Genomic DNA, 17482 nt, shown 5'->3' with positions numbered 1-17482 from the left:
TTAAATTTTTATTGATAATTCGTTAAAATTTAATAGATAAACCTTGTTGTTTTTACATAAGATTTAGAATGTTTTGATTAATTTTAATTAAAATAATTAGCATGTCGACAATTCAACTCAAACATACAGAAACCAAACATCACGATGCTTTGTTATACAATTTGCCAGAAGACCAAATTCCTTTTACAGCCTTGCCTAGCGAGACTTTTGAGCGTTTGAAATTACGCGCAGATGGACATGCAAAACCAATTACAATTTTGTTAGATGAAGTGCCAATTGGTTTTTTTGTGTTAGATTATGGTGACGATAAATTGGAGATGACGAATAATACGAATTCGTTGTTGTTGCGTTCTTTATCGATAAATCCAGAATTTCAAGGAAAGGGTTACGGAAAAATTTCTATGAATTTGATGGATGATTTTGTAAAAGATAATTTTCCTACAATTGATGAATTGGTTTTAGCGGTTAATTTCAACAATAAATCAGCATATGATTTGTATCTAAAAGTCGGTTATATAGATGACGGTTCTCAACGTGAATGGTTCAATGGAATGCAACATTTGTTGAAGAAGAAAATTTAATTGTTAAACTCTTTCTTTCTCCCAAGCGACAACTTGCACACCTTCTGAATAATGCACTAAATCTGGTCTCGAATGGATATTTAAATCTTGAAGTTGGTAATCAATCGTTAAAAAATCTAATTCAAGTTGATTGATTTTCCATGGTAAATGTTGAATTTCATAACGAAACAATTGATTGTGATCTTCCAAATACAAACAATATCGTTCAGTCAAAAATAAATCCAATTCAGTTTTGTGTTTTACTTGCATTCCAACATGGAAATCCGTTAATAAAGAGAAATTTCGTTTGGGATGATTGGCTTGATAAGAATTTTCGGTTCTGTTGATATTTGATTTTTCGTATGGTAAACCTGATAATGATTTAGCTAAAATTGCAGAAAATAATTTTCCAGCTTCAATCGATAAAAAATAAACGCCAGGTTTTTCGTCTTTTGTCACATAGGTTCTCAAATTAATTTCGTCAAAATCAGAAATAGGAGAGAATGCAGGAAAAAAGCGAGGTCTAATTTTTTCCATCGTAAAAGCGACAAGCGAAACCCAAGCAGAATCATTTATTTCATCAATTTCTAGATTTTTTGGAACTAATTCTCTCAAAATTTTTTTGTCAATTTTGTAATGAAAAAATAAAGCTTTGTTCCATTCTTGATAATATTTCCACGATTTTGAAGGATATTGCCAAGCACGATGATTTGTTTCGGCTAAAATTTGTTTGATTGTATATTTCACTTAAAACCTTGTTAAACTTATGGTTGAAGGTACAAAATCTATTGCGAAATAAAGAAAATTGTAGTTACTTCGCATACCAATTTTTATCATATGAAAAACTTGTTTTATGTCTTCGTGATTAGTTTTTTAACGTCATGTGCAGCAATACATAATGTGCCAACTTCTCAGAATCCAAATAATTTTATTCAACCGAATACAACAAGTTCTTTTGTGGATCAAAACGGAAATTTTTATCCAGATAATTGGTTGAAATCATATGGTAAACCTCCTAAAAATGCAAGTCGTAGAGATTATTCGTTGATGAAAATTGCGACTGAAAGTAACTTCCAAAATCAATTAACTTCTTATGAAAGTTTGCGTTTGAAAAATATCGAAAAAAGAGTTAAAAATAAGAAACGTGTCATCATTTTTGTGCATGGAATTGACAATGATTATTTGTTTAGCCTAAAAAATTACAATAAAGCCAAAACTTATATGAATATTAATTCTTCGAATGATGAGGTAATTAATTTTTATTGGGATGGATTGGTAAACGAAAGTCTTTTTGGAGCAGCAAAAGTTTGGGTAAGTGCAACGACAAATAGCCAAATGGCGGGCGTTTTTGGACTTCGTAGAATTTTGAATGTCATTCATAACAAAGATGTTTATTTGATTTCGCATAGTCGTGGTGCATCGGTTGTTTTGAGTTCACTTGTGAATCCTTCGTTGCGTGAAAGTGAGATAAAACGTGCTGAAAATGCGCATCATGTCGATTTTACGAATGCAGAAACGTTGTTAGAAAATAATAATAAAATTTACAGTATTATGTTGGCGCCTGCAATTGGAAAAGTTGATTTTACGTTGGATAATAATCAATTAAAAACCTTTACACCTCAGTTAAAACGCATGCATATCACGATAAATGACACGGATTATGTGTTAGGAAAAGGGAAGATCGGGTTTTTATCACGAAGTTTGATTGCGACAGATTTTGGTTACAAAAAAGATTTGTTTGATGAACTTTCTAAAAATTATACGTTTTTAGAAGAAACTGATTTTTCAGGACAAAATTCACACGAATTTAGAGAATATATTACTAATCCGAAGTTTATTACTATTCTGAAAGAATTCAAGTTAGCGAAATAAAACGAAATACGAACTTCGAATCTCGCACTTCGAGATTCGCAAAATCATTTCTTAAATTCAATTACTTCTAAATTCTCGATTCTTCCTTTATTTAATTCAAAACGTAACATCGTACGAACTTTCTGAAAACCGTGTTTACCAACAGCGCCTGGATTCATATGAATTAAACCCAATTGTTTATCAGGCATCACTTTTAGAATGTGTGAATGTCCACAAATAAATAATTTCGGAGGATTTTCTGTGATTTCTTTTCGAATTGCAGGATTATATTTTCCTGGATAACCACCAATATGCGTAATCCAAACATCAACATCTTCCAACGAAAATCTGTTGTTGAGCGGGAATTCTGCGCGCGCTTTATTATCATCAATATTTCCATAAACAGCACGCAAAGGTTTTATTTCAGCCAATTTATCGGTTACAGAAATATCGCCAATATCTCCAGCATGCCAAATTTCGTCTGCTTGTTGTGCATATTCCAAAATTCTATCGTCGATATAAGAATGCGTGTCCGAAAGTAAAAGAATTTTCTTCAAAAGGTTGTATTTTTGTTGCTCAAATTTACAACAATTGCGATATTTTTTAGAATTAGCATACAACGGGAAAAATTATTTTGGTTATCAAATTCAACCCAATCAAATTTCGGTTCAAGAAGTTATTGAAGATAGATTGTCTAAAATCTTAAGAAAAGAAATTTCGATTGTCGGTGCAGGGCGCACAGATTCTGGTGTTCATGCGAAAAAGATGTTTATTCATTTTGATTATGAAGATGAATTATCGATTGATTTAATCAAAAAATTAAATTCTTTTTTACCAAAAGACATCGCTGCTTATCGTTTATTTTTGATGGATGATGAAGCGCATGCGCGTTTTGATGCGACTTCGCGTTCGTACAATTATTTTATTTCACCTTTCAAAGATCCTTTTGCGTTTGATAGCGCTTGGATTTTTAATAGAGAATTGAATATTGAAAAAATGAATGAAGCAGCAAAATTGTTAATTAAGCAAGGAGATTTCGGAAGTTTTGCTAAATTACATACCGATGTGAAAACAAATATTTGCGATGTAAGAGAGGCGTTTTGGCGCAAAAATGAAAACGGACAATTGATTTTTCAAATCACTGCCGATCGTTTTTTGCGAAATATGGTGCGCGCAATTGTTGGAACATTGGTTGAGGTTGGATTAGGAAGAATTTCTATCCACGATTTTGAAGAAATTATTGAACAAAAACAACGTTCATCGGCAGGAGCTTCGGCTCCAGCGCAAGGATTATATTTGGTAGATGTTCAATATCCAAAAGAATTATTTAAAAATGAGTTCAAATAACGAAAATACATCGTTTGATTTTAATGGATTAAAACGTGTTTTACAAATCGGGGCGCAAAGCAAAGTGATGTTTTGGTCGGTGGTTTTTGTAGCAGTTTTTAGTGCGTGTTTTTCTGTATATCGTCCGTATTTAACGGGAAATATCATCGATGATTATATTCAGACAAAAGATTTACCAGGACTTCAAATGCAAATCGTGAAACTATCTTTGGTATTAGTTTTCGAAGGTATTTTGTCCTTTTTTATGGTTTATTTAGCGAATGTTGTTGCACAGCGAGTTATCCGTTTGTTGCGCGTTCGTTTGTATAATCATTTGATCAAATTCAAGCTTGGTTATTTTGATAAAACGCCAAATGGAGTTTTGGTAACGCGTTCAGTTTCTGATATTGAAACGATTGCTGAGGTTTTCAATGACGGAATTTTAGTGATGTTAGGCGATGTATTGAAAATCGTTTTCATCGTTTTTGTGATGTATTGGATGAACTGGGTTTTGGCAACGGTTGTGATTGTGATTCTTCCGTTGATGATGATTATTACACGATTATTCCAAAAAGCATTGAAAAATGTTTACCAAGAAGAGCGTACAATTGTGGCGAAATTGAATACGTTTGTGCAAGAACGATTAACAGGAATGAATATTATTCAGGTTTTTAATCGTCAGCAAGCGGAATATGATAAATTCGTTTCGATTAATAATGATTTAAAGAAAAACTATCTTAAAACAGTTTTCTATTTTTCATTAATGTTTCCTGTTGTCGATATTATTTCGGCTTTAGCGACGGGAAGTTTGATTTGGTTTGGAGGACTTAGAACAGCTGTTTATGGAGATGTTTCTGTTGGAGATTTGATTGCTTTTACACAATATGTTACGTTGTTAACTGCGCCAATGCGTGCAATTGCAGAGCGTTTCAATACCATTCAGCGTGGTTTGGTAGGAGCAGATCGTGTGTTCAAAATTATTGATGATGATCAAACTTTACCAGATAATGGAACAATAAAATTGGATCATGTAAAAGGTAAAATCGATTTTGAAAATGTGAAGTTTTCTTATGTTCCGAATAATTTAGTATTGAAAGGAATTTCTTTTTCGACAAAACCAGGTGAAAAAATTGCAATTGTAGGTGCCACAGGTGCAGGAAAATCTACTATAATTAATTTATTGAGTCGTTTTTATGACATAGATTCTGGAACAATTAAAATAGATGATGTAAATATTCATGATATGGAATTGAAGAATTTACGTCAACACGTTGCGGTTGTTTTGCAAGATGTTTTCTTGTTTAATACAACGATTTATGACAATATTGTTCTAGGTAATAAAGATATTTCGTTGGAAGAAGTCCAAAATGCTGCGAAAATTATTGGAATTGATAATTTTATCATGTCATTACCAAAAGGCTATTACAGTGAGGTAAGCGAGCGTGGTTCGACACTTTCTGTAGGTCAACGTCAATTGATTTCATTTTTGAGAGCATATATTTATAATCCAGAGATTTTGGTGTTGGACGAGGCAACGTCTTCTATTGATACAGAGTCGGAAGAATTGATACAAAAAGCGACTGATAAGCTAACGCAAGACAGAACTTCTATTATTATTGCGCATCGTTTGGCGACGATTCAAAATGCAGATAAAATTATTGTGATGGATAATGGAATGATTGTTGAGCAAGGTACACATAGCGAATTGTTGGCTCAGAAAGGTTATTATGCCAATTTATATGAAGTCCAATTCTCGAAAGAAAATTAAAAATTTAACAGAAATAAATCGTTAGATTTGTTTAACTTGAACAATCAATAATATTAACTTTAAAACTCTAATTAAAAATGAAAAAATTATTTTTAGCTGCTGCAGTATTAGGTGTAGTTTCTTTATCTTCTTGTAAATCTGAAAAAGAAAAAGTAGATGCAAAAGTAGAAAACACACAAGAAAATGTAGCGAATACAGTAGAAGACCAAGTAGAAGCTGGTAAAGAGACAATGGATAAAGTTGCTGATGTAGCAAAAGATTTACCAACTTTCTCTGATCCAAAAATTACTGAATTTGTTGGAAAATACAACAAATGGGCTGCTGACATGAAATTAGCTGCAACTGCTGGTGATGCAAATAAATTAGCTGAATTGACAAAACAATCAGTAGATTTTCAAAAAGAATTACAAGGTTTTACTCAAACTTTGAAACCAGAAGATGCTAAAAAATTACAAGATTGGACAGCTGAAATTCAGAAACAATTAAACAAATAATTAAATTTATATTTAATGATAAGCTCGAATTTCTTCGAGCTTTTTTTATGGATTAAATTATGATTTATGATATAGATTGATAATATAATAATGTATATCTTTATCACAAAAATTTATAGATATCAATTTTTATATATGACATTAGTACAATTACAATATGTGCTGGCAGTGGCTGAGCATAAGAACTTTACAATTGCTGCTGATAAATCCTTTGTAACTCAACCAACATTGAGTATGCAGATTCAGAAATTGGAAAAAGAATTGAATATTGATATTTTCGATAGAACATCGCATCCAATCAAAATCACTCAAATTGGAGAGAAAATTGTTGCGCAAGCAAAAACAATTTTAATGGAAGCTAACCGAATGAAACACTTGGTAAACGAAGAAAAAGGTTTATTAGAAGGTGATTTCATTATTGGTGTTATTCCTACTGTTTTACCTTCTTTGGTACCTTTATTTTATAAAACATTTCAGAAAAATAATCCGAAATCAAATCTTATTATCAAAGAATTGCAAACGGATAAAATTATAAAAGGAATAAAAGATGGTTCGTTGGATTTTGGAATTGTGGTTTCGCCACTTTTCGAGGATCAAATTATCGAAAAACCGCTTTATTATGAGCCATTGGTAGCTTATGTACCAAACGGGCATCGCTTATCTGACAAAGATAAAATCAATGAAGATGATTTAAACACTTCTGATTTATTAATCTTGCAAGAAGGACATTGTTTCAGAAATAATGTGTTGGCTTTATGTGATACTTCTAATCTGAAAAATCGTCCGATTAAGTTAGATTCAGGAAGTTTTGAAGCTTTAGTTAAATTAGCAAATGATGGCTATGGAATGACTTTGTTGCCTGCTTTGGTTGCAGATGATTTGCCACAAGAATATAAGAAATTTGTCAAAAACTTTGAGTCGCCAGTTCCAACGCGTGAAGTTTCGTTGATTTTTCATCAATCTCAATTGAGAGATTCTTTCGAAAAAGAATTAATCAATACAATTCAAAGTATTTTGAGAGGAAAAATATTCTTAGAAAAAGATCAAAAATTAGATTCGAATATGGTTTCTTTACCAAAAAAATAAAAACAAAAAACGACTCAAAATTAAATTTTGAGTCGTTTTTTTTTATGTCTTTTAATTTCCTTTATGGAACTATTGTAGTAAATAAATACGTGGCAAAAAGTGTTAATAAAACAATTCCTTGCTGAATATTTGTTCGACCAGAATTTAATGATAAATAAACGGTGAACAAGGATAACACTAATAAGATAGATGATTTTGCGTCGATTCCTAATGTAACTTCCAATCCTGTGAAATAACAAACAATTGCTACGGCAGGGATCGTTAATCCAATTGAAGCTAATGCAGAACCTAAAGCCAAGTTAAGACTTGTTTGTAAACGGTCTTGTTTTGCGGCTTTATATGCGGCTAAACCTTCTGGTAATAAGATAACTCCGGCAATTATAATTCCCACCAATGATTTTGGAGCGCCTAAATCCATCACAATTGTTTCGATGGTTGGCGATAATTTTTTTGATAACAAAACAACTGCACACAAAGCAACTAATAATAAAACCAAACTAGAAATTGTTGTAAGTAAATTTGGTTTTTCGACATGCAATTCTGATGTCACATTATCTTTGCTACTTTGTGGTAAGAAATAATCACGGTGACGAATGGTTTGGACAGAAATAAATCCGCCATATAAAATCAACGAAATAATTGCGACAAAAATTAATTGACTTGTCGAAAATTCTCCTCCTTTTTCTGAAGTTAAAAAATTAGGTAAAACTAAGGTTAATATAGATATTGCAACTAAAGTAATTAAAGCAGTTGAAACACCTTGTTTGATGAAATTTTGTTCTCTATAACGAACTCCTCCAGCCAATAAACAGATTCCGATAATTCCGGTAAGAATGATCATTACAGCAGCAAAAACGGTATCTCTTGCCAAAACAGAAGGGAAGCCGGTAGGTTCGGACATCATTAATGAAACAATTAGCGAAACTTCTATAACTGTAATAGCTAAAGCCAATATAATGGTTCCGAAAGGCTCTCCAACTTTATGCGCTACAACTTCTGCGTGATGTACAGCTGATAAAACGGCTGAAATTAAAATGATTCCTAAGACTCCAGAAAACCACATCTGACCTTTAAATCCTTCGGCTATAGTTAGTGAAAATATGGCAAGAATGGGACAGATGATTGTCCAATATGGTAAAGCTAAATTGAATTTTTTTGAAAGAAAATTATCTACATGCATTAATTATGAGGTTTTGGATTTTCACAAATTTAATAAATAATATTGATAATTATTATGTATAATTATCATAAATAGTAATAATTATAACATTTAATTATCATAAATATTAATAGTTATTTCAATAATTGAGTAAAAATAAACTTTTTAACTAATGATTATCATACCTCTACTATCAATAAACGATTAAATTTGCAAAATGTTAAACGTATCTGACGAAAAGTTAAAAAAATGGTTTAGCACATCATGTGTGTGGGAAACGATAAGTTGTACGCTCTTATTTTTGGTCGCAATGCCAATAAAATATCAATTCGATTATGTGTTGCCAATGCCATTTGCTGGTTGTTTTCACGGTTTTTGGTTTACAGCTTACTTGATTTTACTTTTTAGAGTTAGAAGAATATATAAATGGGACGACGAAGACTTTATCATTTATGTGATGTACGCATTTATTCCGTTTGCAACTTTAGCGGTACATAAAGTAATAAAAGAGGATAAAAATAATAGATAAATTAAAAAACGGTTTCTTTTTGAAACCGTTTTTTAATACCCATATATTTTGCGCCATTTAGCTACAGTGTTTCGACTGATTTTAAATTTATCAGCAGTATACGTATTGGTATAATTATTTTTTTGCTGAAATTTTAAAATTTCTAGAACAGAATTCAAATCATAAGATTTATGCTTTTGATTTTCGGCTGTTTTGTTAGCATTTAAGATTTCTGAAACTTTTATAACATCCAAGACATTCATATTCTTTTTTAACAATTTTTTTGTCTGTTCAGTTTTTTCAGGGAAATTACGTTTGATAATGTCTTGATAGATTTTTTGGTAGTTTGGTTTTTCCATAATGAGTAAGATTTAATTTTGTGGTAGGTATTTTTTTATCCAATTATGAATGGTATTTTTAGGGATATTGTATTCATTCGAAATTTCTTGAATTTTCTTTTTTTCTTCAGTGTATAAATTCAATACAAAATCTATAATCTCTTTTGTATACACACTTTTGCGATAATTTGGTAAAACAGAGCTTTTAGGGGATGTTGAAGTTGCGGCGTTTTTTCCAACAGGAGCAAATAAAATAATGTGCTGCGTATAAATTCTAAAAAAATCATATTCCAACAACTTCGACCATTTTAATAAATCGTCTGTTTGTATACTTTTACTTAAATATTGAGCATTAATTTCTTTTTCAGAATAAGTTTTGAAGAAACTTTTGATACGGGATATATCAATTCCAAGTTCGTCGACTCTTTTTTTGATTAAAGAGCCTATGTGAATATCTTTCATAGGTAAGTAGGTTTTGAGTAATTGTAAATATAGTAAAACGAAATCAGTATTCCTATTAATTTTATCAAAAATAGAATGATTTTATGTACAAAAAGATCGTTTCGTTATATAGAATTTATTTTATAAATTTATGCGACTAAATTAAGTATAATGATTATTCAACCAAGAACAAGAGGTTTTATTTGCATTACGACTCATCCTGAGGGAACTGCAAAAAATGTTCACAATCAAATTGAGTACGTAAAATCAAAAAATATTTCAGCCGAAGGACCAAAAAAAGTATTGGTAATTGGAGCTTCGACAGGTTTTGGTCTGTCATCTCGTATTACAGCTGCTTTCGGATATAATGCTGCAACAATAGGTGTTTTCTTCGAAAAGCCTGCTGCGCCAAGAAAACCGGGGACTGCAGGTTGGTACAACACAGCTGCTTTTGAAAAAGAAGCGCAAGAAGCTGGTTTGTATGCAAAAAGTATTAATGGAGATGCTTTTTCTGATGAGATTAAACAACAAACGATTGATTTAATCAAACAAGATTTAGGTCAAGTAGATTTAGTGGTTTACAGTTTAGCTTCGCCACGTCGTACACACCCAAAAACAGGTGTTGCGTATTCATCAGTTCTTAAACCAATTGGAGAGCCATTTACAAATAAAACAGTAGATTTTCATACAGCAGAAGTAACAGATATTACAATTGATCCGATTGAATCTCAAGAAGAAATTGATAATACAATTGCTGTAATGGGAGGTGAAGATTGGAAATTTTGGATGGAAGATTTGAAAGCTGCTGGTGTTTTAGCTGAAGGTGTAAAAACTGTTGCTTATTCTTACATCGGGCCAGAATTGACTCATAGAATCTACAAAGATGGATCGATTGGTATGGCTAAAAATGATTTAGAAAAAACGGTTCCAGTTATCAACGAACTATTGTCAGATTTGAATGGTGTTTCTTACGTTTCTGTAAACAAAGCTTTGGTAACACAATCGAGTTCTGCGATTCCAGTTGTACCATTATATATTTCGTTATTGTACAAAGTAATGAAAGCAAAAGGAATTCATGAAGGTACAATAGAGCAAATGCAACGTTTGTTTGCAGAGCGTTTGTATACTGCAAACGGAGAAGTTCCTTTGGACGAAAATGGACGTATTCGTATCGATGATTTGGAAATGCGCGAAGATGTACAAAAAGAAGTAGATGATTTGTGGAAAATTGTAACTTCTGAGAACATCAAAGAAATTTCTGATATCAAAGGTTATCATGATGAATTCTTACAGTTGTTTGGATTTAGTTTTGATGAAATCGATTATGATGCTGATACAAACGAATTGGTTTCAGTTCCAAGTATTGCAGAATAAGAAGATCGTTTCAATAAAATAATACAAAACCTCGAAAATTATTTTCGAGGTTTTTTTTTGTCTCAATAAAATAAGTGAAAAATAATTTTATTCGTATTTATTCGATTTATTGAATTTTGTTTTGTTAAAAATATGAATCAATTTTTATGAATAATTTAAAAATATGGTTTAATAATAGTTTTAAATTGTATTATTATTAAATTTTAAGTTTTCTTTTAGAAATATATCCAAAAAATATGAAATTTATTTTTCAAATCTGAAAAATATATCCGAAACACTTTACATTTCATCAAGTTTTAACACATGTATTTTTATGTCAATTTGGAAAATTAAACCATTAGCGAAGCTAATAGAAGATTCGCAAGAAACGGAAGGTGGTTTAAAAAGATCTCTATCTTCTGGAGCCTTAGTTGCTTTGGGTATTGGCGCTATTATTGGTGCCGGATTATTTAGTTTAACAGGTATTGCAGCAGCAGATCACGCTGGTCCAGCAGTTACTTTATCCTTTGTTTTAGCCGCAGTTGGTTGTGCTTTTGCAGGACTTTGTTATGCCGAATTTGCTTCGATGATTCCAGTTGCGGGAAGTGCTTACACGTATTCTTACGCAACAATGGGCGAATTTATTGCTTGGATTATTGGTTGGGATTTGGTGTTAGAGTATGCATTGGCAGCAGCAACCGTAAGTGTGAGTTGGTCGGCATATGTTGATAAATTTTTGCAAGGAATTAACATTCATTTACCTCAAGAATTATTGCATGCTCCAGCTGATGGCGGAATGATAAATTTACCTGCAATCTTTATTGTGTGTTTATTATCATTAGTATTAATCAGAGGGACAAAAGAATCTGCGATTATTAATAATATTCTTGTTATTTTAAAGGTAAGTGTAGTAATTGTTTTTATTGTTTTAGGTTGGAGTCATATTAACCCTGAAAATCATATACCATTTATTCCTAAAAATATTCCAGGAACACAATTCGGAGGAATGCCAGGTATTGCAGCTGGTGCAGCAGTTGTTTTCTTTGCCTTTGTTGGTTTTGATGCGGTTTCTACAGCAGCACAGGAGGCTAAAAATCCACAAAAAGGAATGCCAATTGGTATCTTAGGATCGTTGGTGATTTGTACCATTTTATACGTATTATTTTCGTGGGTAATGACAGGTTTAGTACCATACGAAATCTTTAAAGGAGATGCTTCACCAGCAGCGACAGCATTTGCGGTAACAGGATATACATTTTTGCAAAGTGTATTGATTTTAGCAATTATCGCAGGATATACATCGGTTATATTAGTGATGTTATTAGGGCAAAGTCGCGTATTTTATAGCATGAGTAATGACGGATTGTTACCTTCTTTCTTTTCAGATGTTCACAAAAAATTTCATACACCTTGGAAAACCAATTTATTCTTTTTGGTTTTTGTTAGCATTTTTGCAGGTTTTGTACCAATCAAAGATTTAGGTCATATGGTAAGTATTGGAACTTTATTTGCTTTTACTTTAGTTTGTATTGGAATTATTGTGATGCGTAGAAAAATGCCAAATGCTGAGCGTAAGTTTAAAGTTCCATTTGTTCCTCTAGTTCCAATTTTAGGAATTATTGTTTGTGTTTATTTAATGACATCTTTGACAATGGAAAGTTGGTGGAGACTTTTGATTTGGTTAGTAATCGGAATTTGTATTTACTTTTTCTACGGAAAACAACATAGTAAGGTTGATGATTAGGAAATCATCATTTTGAGTTTTTTAGAAATCCTTTGTCTTTTTAGATGAAGGATTTTTTGTGTTGATGTAAAACAAAAAAAGCTTGAACAAATGTTCAAGCTTTCAGCGGGCTGAAAGGTACTTCAGTCGAACATTTGATGTCGTTTTTGACGTTTTTAAATAAACTTTGATTTTCAGATTTTCAAAAAAAATATTCTATAAAATAGAATGAAGAAAATGATATGATTCAAGAATAAATAAAAAATGGTACTCTTTGTATTTCAAAGGTACCATTTGTCATTGTGAGCTATAAAGATACCTCCGTCGGATTCTTAATTTTGTTATTGGGTAATTGTAAAAAGATCAATCCCCCACAATGCCAATCACAAAAGTATCGATAAAGTCTTTTATTTTATTTAAAATACGATCACCCGTTTCTTTAAATTTCAAAACACTTGGCTTACCATCTTTTCGAAGACTTAAAAGCTCATCACGTAGTGGCTCTCGTTCGGTAAAGAGATAGTTTTCAATTAGTTTTTCAGTTTTTTCGAAATATAAATTTTCATCATTCACCAATTCTTGCATAGCCTTTTCTTGTTCGATATTCCAGAATTTTTCAAACTCTTCTGGAATACTATCTGAATCTTCAATGTGAGGTAAACTTTCCTGAATAAACTTTTCAATCAATTCTCTTTTACTCCTCAAAGAAACTTCAGTATTCAACAAATTAAAAATATCTTTTTCGATACTTTCCTTGTCTTTTGCACCGTGTTTCGAACTAAATTTTATAAGCAATTGCAAGATATAGGTAACATTAATCGTATCACGACGTATCAATTCCAATTCGAAATCGATATCATTAAGAATCGAAGTTTTTTGAACGTCCGTTTTTAGATTGATTGAATCTTTTAAATCTTGATATTTACTACTATATCCGTTGAAAAGGTCTTGATTTAAAGCTAAATCATCCCAAGTAAATTCGGAATAATGCCCCATCTTTTTCAATAAGCGCATTAAATCTCTAAATGACTTAATAAACTCTAATTGTTCTTCTTCGCTGTACAATTTATCTACGGAATTCACTTTTGGCGCAATGCTCATAAGCTTGCCAACAGCCATGTTAAATTGTTCGACATACTTCTCATATGGTTCCACAATAATTTCGGCAACGGCTTCTTTATTACTGAATAATGCAATGGCTTCGTCTGTCTTATCTTTCAAGTTTCGGAAACAAACAATATTTCCTTGCGTTTTATTTTTATCCAAAATACGATTGGTACGGCTAAAAGCTTGAATCAAACCATGAAATTGCAAATTTTTATCAACATACAACGTGTTCAAATTTTTACTATCATACCCCGTCAAAAACATATTGGCAACCAATAAAATATCGGCTTCTGGTTTGGGATGTTTTGACTTTTTTGCAACTGCATTGTAATAATTATAAAAACCTTCGGTGTCTTTTATGCTCTGTTTCTCTCCAAATAATTCATTGAAATCTTCTACATATTTTTCCAACAATTCCCTACGATGCGGAATAACACGTGTTCCATATTCTGCTTGTGGTTCTGCAGCAACATTGAGTTGTACTGCAACGCGCTCTTCCATTTCTTCCTCATTCTGAGCGTAACTAAAAATCGTAGTCACTTTCAAATTATGTTCGCCATTTAGCTTTTTACGCTTGAAAATTTCATAGTATTGAATAACCGAATCAATATCCTGCACACACATCATCGCACAAAAATTTCTACTTTGCGTCTTCTGATCGTGATATTGAATAATGTAATCAACAATAGCTTCTTTGCGTTCGGGAGCTTCGTAAACTTCGGTTTCGTTGATTTGCTCTACTTTCAAATCGACAATATGCTTTTTCTGCTTGAAAGTTTGAACATATTCCACTGAAAACTTCAATACATTTTCGTCTCGAATGGCATCTGTAATCACATATTTGTGCAAGCATTTTCCAAATAAACTTGCTGTGGTTTTCATGCCATCGGAATTCTTTTCAAGAATAGGCGTTCCCGTAAATCCAAACAACTGAATATTTCTAAAATAACCAACGATATTTTTATGTGTATCACCAAATTGCGAACGATGGCATTCATCAAAAATAAAAACCATTCTTTCATCCTGAATCGGCTTCATTTTCGAAATGTTTCTACCCGAAATTGCATTATTTAATTTCTGAATCGTTGTAACAATAATGCGAACATTGGGGTCTTTGAATTTTTGAATAAGATCATCCGTATTCGTCGCAGAACTTACTGAGCCTTTGCTAAATGTGTCGTATTCACGATTGGTTTGATAATCCAAATCTTTTCTATCCACCACAAAAACCACTTTTTTAATGGCTGGAATGTTAGACAAAATCTGACTAGCTTTAAAACTAGTCAATGTTTTACCACTTCCTGTCGTATGCCAGATATAACCGTTCTTTTCGATATTGTAACCGTTCAGAATTTCGTTTTCTTTTACCTTTTTAATGATACTTTCAACCGCATAATATTGGTACGGACGAAGCACCATTAAGGCTTTCGCAGTTTCATTAAGAACAATATACTTGCAAATCATTTTACTTACATGACAAGGCTCCAAAAACGTATCGGCAAATTCTGTAATAAGATTATTTAATGGATTATTCTGCTCATCTGTCCAATGAAAAGTCTGCAAAAATTCTTGTGGATGAGAACCAAAGTTGCTGAAATATTTGGTGTTCACGCCATTGCTTATAATAAACAATTGCACAAAGTGAAACAATCCTTTTCCCGCACCAAAACTGTGTTTTTGATAACGGTTAATTTGGTTAAACGCTTCTTTCATTTCCAAACCGCGTCGTTTCAATTCAATTTGCACCAGAGGCAAGCCGTTAATTAATAAAGTAACATCGTAACGATTTTCGTATTTTCCATCTTGTGTAATTTGATTGGTAACTTGATATTCATTTTGGCACCAATGCTCAACATTTAGAAATTCAAAATACAAATTATCGCCATTATCACGGATAATATGATGTTTCTTTTCTCGTAATGTTTTCGCTTTTTCAAACACAGAACCTTTAGTAAGAATGTTCAATACCTTTTCAAATTCACTGCCCGAAAATTGGATATGATTATGTTTCTCTAACTGTGATTTCAAATTTGACTCTAAAGCTTTTTCATCTTTAATGCTCACATATTTATATCCCAATTTTTGTAATTGTGAGACAAATTGTTCTTCTAATATTTGCTCGGATTGTTTGCTCAAAATAATTATGAATTAAGAGTTTATTTGGTTCTTTTAGTATATAGACAAATCTAATAAATAATCTCCTAATTCATAATCTAAAATTTATTTAAGTGCTTTGGACATTTGCTCAATTGCTTTTTTCTTTTGCTCTAAATTCGGATGAACATAAAGATTCAAAGTCGTACTGATGTTGGAGTGTCCAAGCAGCACACTTACTGTTTTATAATCGCAATTACTTTCAATGCAACGTGTAGCAAAACTATGTCGCAATCCGTGAAATTTCATTTCGGGAATCTCTAAATAACTCATCAGGTTTTTATAAAAACTTCGGTAAGTTCTAGGCTCTGTAGGTTTAGCATCGTTTGTTAGAACGAAAAAAGAAGGATTGACTATCTTTTTAATAGGTTTGATTAGCCTAATTAAATCTTTGTTCATAGGAATTTCACGGATGGAATTTTTTGTTTTAGGTGTGTCCAAAAGCAATTCTGTTTTTCGAACACCATCTTCAATCACATAAATTCGCTGTATGGTTCTATTCACATTAATAATCCCATTGTCTGTATCAATATCGTCCCAAGTAAGGGCACAAACTTCCCCAATGCGCATTCCTGAGCATAAACACATCAAAACGCCCAAATTTCGAAAAGTGAAATGCTCTTGAATGTGGTTCATGATTTTTTTCTGATGCGTTCTCGAAAGCACTTCCACGTGTTGGTTTTCACGTACTGTCGGATATTGAATTTCAAAAGCATCGTAAGCAATCCATTTGTTCTTTGCACCAAATTTCAGCACCATTTTAAAAACAATCAGAATGTCTTTAATCGTTTTCTGACTAAGCCCTGCTTCTAATTTTTTTAAAACAAAATTTTGTACATCCGCTTCTTCTACTTCATAATTTTCACCAAAAATTGGCAACAAATGATTTTCTAATAACAATACATACGCTGAATAGGTTGATTTCTTTACATAGTTCTTTTTGTCTGTTTTCCAAAGGGCCACAATTTCCTTAAAGTTTTTTTTGTCCATCTTTTATAATTTAATTAACAAAGGAAAACATTTAGAGATTGAAGATTGTTAATCTTTCAGATTTGAGATACAAAATGTTCCAAATTTGAGATTTCCTGAGTTTGAGGGAGAGTGGGAAACTAAGAAGTTGGGAGAGATTGCTACGTTTTCAAAGGGAAAGGGAATTTCTAAAAGTGATATAGAGGAAAATGGAATTATTGAATGTATAAGATATGGTGAACTCTATACGCATTACAGAGAAGTAATCAACGAGATAAAATCCAAGACTAATGTAAATCCATCAACTTTAGTCTTAAGTGAAAAGAATGACGTCATAATTCCTGCTTCTGGCGAAACAACAATCGATATTGCGACAGCTTCCTGTGTCTTGAAATCGGGCATTGCACTAGGTGGTGATTTGAATATTATTAAGACTAATAATAATGGAATCTTTTTGTCTTATTATCTAAACAGTAAAAAGAAAATGGAAATAGCTAATCTGGCGCAAGGTATTTCCGTAGTACATTTATATTCAAGTCAATTATCTTCACTTTCTTTGGCAATACCTAAACTTAATGAACAGAATAAGATTTCTTCTTTTTTGGCTTTATTGGACAAGAGAATCCAAACCCAAAGCAAAATAAT

17 protein-coding genes are annotated in these 17482 nt (G+C 32.0%); 10 read left to right on the top strand and 7 right to left on the bottom strand.

Going from position 1 to position 17482, the window contains the following annotated elements; genetic code table 11:
- The first annotated feature begins 101 nt into the window (after positions 1–101).
- Positions 102–581, top strand: coding sequence for a GNAT family N-acetyltransferase (locus B4H69_RS05290; RefSeq protein ID WP_180906014.1), 480 nt, complete (start codon positions 102–104; stop codon positions 579–581).
- A gap of 3 nt (positions 582–584) precedes the next feature.
- Here the strand turns inward: B4H69_RS05290 and B4H69_RS05285 are convergent, their stop codons facing one another.
- The gene (locus B4H69_RS05285) at positions 585–1307 is read right to left on the bottom strand and encodes a YqjF family protein (protein ID WP_180906015.1); all 723 of its coding nucleotides are present in this window, start codon (positions 1305–1307) and stop codon (positions 585–587) included.
- A gap of 90 nt (positions 1308–1397) precedes the next feature.
- Between B4H69_RS05285 and B4H69_RS05280 the strand changes: the two genes are divergently transcribed.
- Positions 1398–2432 (top strand): alpha/beta hydrolase, encoded by a 1035-nt coding sequence (locus B4H69_RS05280; protein ID WP_180906016.1) that lies wholly within the window; start codon positions 1398–1400, stop codon positions 2430–2432.
- A 44-nt stretch (positions 2433–2476) separates the two neighbouring features.
- Here the strand turns inward: B4H69_RS05280 and B4H69_RS05275 are convergent, their stop codons facing one another.
- The gene (locus tag B4H69_RS05275) at positions 2477–2968 is read right to left on the bottom strand and encodes a metallophosphoesterase family protein (RefSeq protein ID WP_180906017.1); all 492 of its coding nucleotides are present in this window, start codon (positions 2966–2968) and stop codon (positions 2477–2479) included.
- A gap of 34 nt (positions 2969–3002) precedes the next feature.
- Between B4H69_RS05275 and truA the strand changes: the two genes are divergently transcribed.
- The 4 genes from truA (at position 3003) to B4H69_RS05255 (ending at position 7085) form a co-directional block, all read left to right on the top strand.
- Positions 3003–3758: a tRNA pseudouridine(38-40) synthase TruA gene (gene truA / locus B4H69_RS05270; protein WP_180906018.1), complete on the top strand. Its 756-nt coding sequence runs from the start codon at positions 3003–3005 to the stop codon at positions 3756–3758.
- Entirely contained in the window at positions 3745–5505 is a 1761-nt protein-coding gene (locus B4H69_RS05265) for an ABC transporter ATP-binding protein (protein ID WP_244958010.1), read from the top strand. The genes truA and B4H69_RS05265 overlap by 14 nt, the downstream gene beginning before the upstream one ends.
- A 77-nt stretch (positions 5506–5582) precedes the next feature.
- Positions 5583–5999 (top strand): hypothetical protein, encoded by a 417-nt coding sequence (locus B4H69_RS05260; protein WP_180906020.1) that lies wholly within the window; start codon positions 5583–5585, stop codon positions 5997–5999.
- A gap of 135 nt (positions 6000–6134) precedes the next feature.
- Positions 6135–7085 (top strand): LysR substrate-binding domain-containing protein, encoded by a 951-nt coding sequence (locus tag B4H69_RS05255; protein ID WP_038333906.1) that lies wholly within the window; start codon positions 6135–6137, stop codon positions 7083–7085.
- A 61-nt stretch (positions 7086–7146) separates the two neighbouring features.
- Here B4H69_RS05255 and B4H69_RS05250 read toward each other — a convergent pair whose 3' ends face one another.
- Positions 7147–8265, bottom strand: coding sequence for a calcium:proton antiporter (locus B4H69_RS05250; RefSeq protein WP_180906021.1), 1119 nt, complete (start codon positions 8263–8265; stop codon positions 7147–7149).
- A 196-nt stretch (positions 8266–8461) separates the two neighbouring features.
- On the opposite strand from B4H69_RS05250, the gene B4H69_RS05245 reads away from it, so the two are divergent.
- Positions 8462–8773, top strand: a complete 312-nt coding sequence (locus tag B4H69_RS05245) for a DUF3817 domain-containing protein (protein WP_038333915.1) — start codon at positions 8462–8464, stop codon at positions 8771–8773.
- 32 nt (positions 8774–8805) lie between these two features.
- Here the strand turns inward: B4H69_RS05245 and B4H69_RS05240 are convergent, their stop codons facing one another.
- Both B4H69_RS05240 and B4H69_RS05235 read right to left on the bottom strand, forming a co-directional pair.
- Positions 8806–9111, bottom strand: coding sequence for a helix-turn-helix domain-containing protein (locus B4H69_RS05240; RefSeq protein ID WP_219034548.1), 306 nt, complete (start codon positions 9109–9111; stop codon positions 8806–8808).
- Positions 9112–9123: 12 nt separating this feature from the next.
- On the bottom strand, positions 9124–9552 hold the full coding sequence (locus B4H69_RS05235; RefSeq protein WP_180906023.1) for a transposase: 429 nt from the start codon (positions 9550–9552) through the stop codon (positions 9124–9126).
- 150 nt (positions 9553–9702) lie between these two features.
- Between B4H69_RS05235 and fabV the strand changes: the two genes are divergently transcribed.
- Positions 9703–10905, top strand: a complete 1203-nt coding sequence (gene fabV / locus B4H69_RS05230) for an enoyl-ACP reductase FabV (RefSeq protein ID WP_180906024.1) — start codon at positions 9703–9705, stop codon at positions 10903–10905.
- A 313-nt stretch (positions 10906–11218) separates the two neighbouring features.
- Positions 11219–12628 carry an amino acid permease gene (locus B4H69_RS05225; RefSeq protein WP_180906025.1) on the top strand — a complete coding sequence of 470 codons (1410 nt, stop codon included), beginning with the start codon at positions 11219–11221 and terminating at the stop codon, positions 12626–12628.
- Positions 12629–12970: 342 nt separating this feature from the next.
- Here B4H69_RS05225 and B4H69_RS05220 read toward each other — a convergent pair whose 3' ends face one another.
- Together B4H69_RS05220 and B4H69_RS05215 are read right to left on the bottom strand one after the other, a co-directional pair.
- Positions 12971–15850 carry a type I restriction endonuclease subunit R gene (locus B4H69_RS05220; RefSeq protein ID WP_180906026.1) on the bottom strand — a complete coding sequence of 960 codons (2880 nt, stop codon included), beginning with the start codon at positions 15848–15850 and terminating at the stop codon, positions 12971–12973.
- Between the two features lie 84 nt (positions 15851–15934).
- Positions 15935–16858, bottom strand: a complete 924-nt coding sequence (locus B4H69_RS05215) for a tyrosine-type recombinase/integrase (RefSeq protein ID WP_180906027.1) — start codon at positions 16856–16858, stop codon at positions 15935–15937.
- Between the two features lie 85 nt (positions 16859–16943).
- Between B4H69_RS05215 and B4H69_RS05210 the strand changes: the two genes are divergently transcribed.
- The coding region (locus B4H69_RS05210) for a restriction endonuclease subunit S (protein ID WP_291093031.1) at positions 16944–17482 on the top strand (539 nt) is incomplete at its 3' end.

The organism is Empedobacter sp. UBA6745 (assembly GCF_002453775.1).
Classification (GTDB): Bacteria; Bacteroidota; Bacteroidia; order Flavobacteriales; family Weeksellaceae; genus Empedobacter; species Empedobacter falsenii_C.
The sequence above is the reverse complement of the archived record's forward strand: the minus strand, read 5'-3'. Positions and strand labels throughout refer to the sequence as shown.

Coding starts and splice junctions, on each gene's coding strand:
- B4H69_RS05290 (WP_180906014.1), top strand. CDS start 102: ATGTCGACAATTCAACTCAAACATACAGAAACCAAACATCACGATGCT.
- B4H69_RS05280 (WP_180906016.1), top strand. CDS start 1,398: ATGAAAAACTTGTTTTATGTCTTCGTGATTAGTTTTTTAACGTCATGT.
- B4H69_RS05265 (WP_244958010.1), top strand. CDS start 3,745: ATGAGTTCAAATAACGAAAATACATCGTTTGATTTTAATGGATTAAAA.
- B4H69_RS05260 (WP_180906020.1), top strand. CDS start 5,583: ATGAAAAAATTATTTTTAGCTGCTGCAGTATTAGGTGTAGTTTCTTTA.
- B4H69_RS05255 (WP_038333906.1), top strand. CDS start 6,135: ATGACATTAGTACAATTACAATATGTGCTGGCAGTGGCTGAGCATAAG.
- B4H69_RS05250 (WP_180906021.1), bottom strand. CDS start 8,265: ATGCATGTAGATAATTTTCTTTCAAAAAAATTCAATTTAGCTTTACCA.
- B4H69_RS05245 (WP_038333915.1), top strand. CDS start 8,462: ATGTTAAACGTATCTGACGAAAAGTTAAAAAAATGGTTTAGCACATCA.
- B4H69_RS05240 (WP_219034548.1), bottom strand. CDS start 9,111: ATGGAAAAACCAAACTACCAAAAAATCTATCAAGACATTATCAAACGT.
- B4H69_RS05235 (WP_180906023.1), bottom strand. CDS start 9,552: ATGAAAGATATTCACATAGGCTCTTTAATCAAAAAAAGAGTCGACGAA.
- fabV (WP_180906024.1), top strand. CDS start 9,703: ATGATTATTCAACCAAGAACAAGAGGTTTTATTTGCATTACGACTCAT.
- B4H69_RS05225 (WP_180906025.1), top strand. CDS start 11,219: ATGTCAATTTGGAAAATTAAACCATTAGCGAAGCTAATAGAAGATTCG.
- B4H69_RS05215 (WP_180906027.1), bottom strand. CDS start 16,858: ATGGACAAAAAAAACTTTAAGGAAATTGTGGCCCTTTGGAAAACAGAC.